The organism is Pengzhenrongella sp., from assembly GCF_036565025.1.
Classification (GTDB): domain Bacteria; phylum Actinomycetota; class Actinomycetes; order Actinomycetales; family Cellulomonadaceae; genus Pengzhenrongella.
On sequence record NZ_DATCNW010000390.1, the window covers coordinates 1 to 2,763 of the forward strand.

A 2,763-nucleotide genomic window follows, 5' to 3' on the forward strand; every position below is an offset into this window, starting at 1 on the left:
AAGATGTTCTCGGTGATCGAGAGCTCGGGGATGAGCGCGAGCTCCTGGTGGATGATGACGATGCCGGCCGCTTCGCTGGAGCCGATGTCCTTGAACGAGACCGGCTCGCCCTGGAAGATGATGTCGCCGGTGTACGTGCCGTGCGGGTACACGCCGGAGAGCACATTCATCAATGTCGACTTGCCTGCGCCGTTCTCGCCGCAGATGGCGTGGATCTCACCCGCCTTGACCGTGATGGAGACGTCGGAGAGCGCCTTGACCCCCGGGAACTCCTTGGTGATCGAACGCATCTCCAGGATCGTGTGATCAATCGACATCGATATTCCCCCTACGCCCGTGTGCGACGACGACGGCGAATCTGCCGGGCAGCGGCATCTCTGTATTCACAAGCGTGACCCCAATGTCATGACAGAAAAAAACCGTGGGCGGTCTGTCCACATGTGACCGTTCACATTGAGACTGATATTGCCGCGACCGTCTCGTCGTGTCAAGCCGATCCGAGTCACGCTTGTATAACGAGGCTAGACGTTCGGCGCCGGTCCCGTGGAGCCTCTGACGATCAGTTCCGGCAGGATCTGGTCGTTGCCCGCGACGGCTTCGTCGCGGACTTCCCCGAGCAGCAGCGCGACGGCGCGCCGTCCGATCTCGCCGTAGTCCTGGCGCACCGTGGTCAGCGGGGGCCAGAAGTGCCGCGCGTCCGGAATGTCGTCGAAGCCGACGACGCAGATGTCGCGCGGGACGTCGATCCCGGCATCCCGGAACGCGTGCAGCAGTCCGAGCGCCATGTGGTCGTTCGCGGCGAAGACCGCGGTGAACTCCCGGGACCTCAGCAGCTCACGCCCCGCGTAGTGGCCGAACTCCGCGGTCCAGTCGCCGAGCACCGGCGGGTACGTCGGGAGGTCGGCGCTGTCGATCTCGTCGAGGAACCCGCGCATCCTCGCCTCGGCCTCGATCCAGTCCTGCGGCCCGGCGAGGTGGATGATCTCGCGGTGCCCGAGGTCGATCAGATGGCGGGTCGCCATGCGGGCGCCGGCGATCTGGTCGACCGACAGCACCCGGTGACCGGTGTGTGCGGTCGACTGCAGGCTGACGTACGGCACGTCGATGGACATCCGTGCGATCGCGTCGAAGACCCGCACCTGGGGCGCGATGACGATCAGACCCTCGATCGCCTGGCCCATCAGGTGCTGGAGCGCACCGGAGATCGACTCGGGGTCGACGGCGCCCAGGTTCGCGGTGTTGACGTAGTACCCGGCCGCCCTCGCCGCATCCTCGATCGCAGCGATCGCGCTGGCCGGACCGTATTGCGCCGACGACGCCGCGAGCACGCCGATCGTGCGCGAGTGCCGCGTGACCAGGGCGCGCGCGGCGCGGTTGGGCCGGTACTGCACTTCCTCCATGACCTGGACCACGCGGGCCTTGGTCGTGTCCCGGATGCTCGGGTGGTCGTTGAGCACCCGAGAGACCGTCTGGTGCGAGACCCCCGCAAGGCGTGCGACATCCCGGATGCTCGGTGCGCGACCTTTGGGTGGCTCAGTTGGCACAGGGAGGACCTTGCAGGCGTGTGAACGGTCACAAGTGTGACCCAAGCTCAATTATGCACGTCGCGCGGGTCCCCTCCACCAGATCGGTGCGGCCCCTTTTCGCGCGGTCAGTCGGCGATGCTCCAGGCGATGCCGTCGAGGATGTCGTGCTCGGAGGTCACCGCGCAGGAGAGCTTGCCGCCCGCGATCCCGACCTCCGCACGCACGCGGGTGACGATGTCGGACCACACCAGGGCCCCCGCGCCGATCACGTCCACGCGTCCCGGGTGCATGAACGGCAGCGCGGCCCGCTCGGCCCGGGTCCGCCCCAGCAGGTCGGCGCAGGACGTGAGCACGGCGTCGACCCGAAGCTCCGCACCGTCGATCCGCGCCGGGTCGTAGGTCGGCAGCTTGAGGGTGTGCGCGGTCACCGTGGTGACCGTCCCGGCCAGCCCGACGAGCGTCGCCGTCCGCCCGAGCGGCACGACGGCGGCCGCGGCGTCCAGCGCGGCGTTCACGTCGGCGCTCGCCGCGGCGATCTGCTCGGGCGTCGGGGGGTCGTCGTGCAGGTGACGCTCCGTCAGCCGGACGCACCCGACGTCCATCGAGTACGCGGCGACCGGCGACCGGGTGCCGAGCACGAGCTCGGTCGAGCCCCCGCCGAGATCGACCACGAGGAACGGGCCGCGGTGCCGGCCCGCCAGCACGCTCGTCGCGCCGCGGAACGACAGCGCCGCCTCCTCCTCGCCCCCGATCACCTCGGGCGGGACGCCGAGCGCGGCGTGCACGCCGTCGATGAAGTCCTGGCGATTCTCCGCGTCCCGCGAGGCCGAGGTGGCCACGAACCGGATCCGCCCGACCTCGAGATCGGCACAGATCTCCGCGTACCGGCGCGCGGCGTCGAGCGTGCGCTCGAGCGCCTCGGGCGCGATGCGGCCGGTGCGGTCGACGCCCTCGCCCAGTCGCACGACCTCCATCCGCCGCTCGACGTCGGTCAGTTTCCCGGCACCGGTGTCGACGTCCGCGACGAGAAGTCGGATCGAGTTGGTCCCGCAGTCGATGGCAGCCACACGCGTCATGCGCGCAACCCTGCCATCCCCACCGACTCCCTCGCGACGCGCGGGGCGAACCGAACCTCCCGCAACGTCCGAGCGCTGAAGTCCGCCGAGTCTTGCGCAACGTCCGAGCGTTGCGTCGACCGAAACCTCTGCAACGTCCGAGCGTTGACGTCCTATAGGAC

At 69.0% G+C, this 2,763-nt stretch carries 3 protein-coding genes; all 3 read right to left on the reverse strand.

Annotated features, from left to right (window positions below; genetic code table 11):
- Nucleotides 1-317, reverse strand: a 317-nt coding sequence (locus tag VIM26_RS22095) for an ATP-binding cassette domain-containing protein (protein WP_331955302.1), incomplete at its 3' end; no start/stop codon positions are given.
- A gap of 204 nt (nt 318-521) precedes the next feature.
- On the reverse strand, nt 522-1,544 hold the full coding sequence (locus VIM26_RS22100) for a LacI family DNA-binding transcriptional regulator (RefSeq protein WP_331955304.1): 1,023 nt from the start codon (nt 1,542-1,544) through the stop codon (nt 522-524).
- A gap of 107 nt (nt 1,545-1,651) precedes the next feature.
- Nucleotides 1,652-2,602, reverse strand: coding sequence for a Ppx/GppA phosphatase family protein (locus VIM26_RS22105; RefSeq protein ID WP_331955306.1), 951 nt, complete (start codon nt 2,600-2,602; stop codon nt 1,652-1,654).
- Nucleotides 2,603-2,763 lie beyond the last annotated feature (161 nt).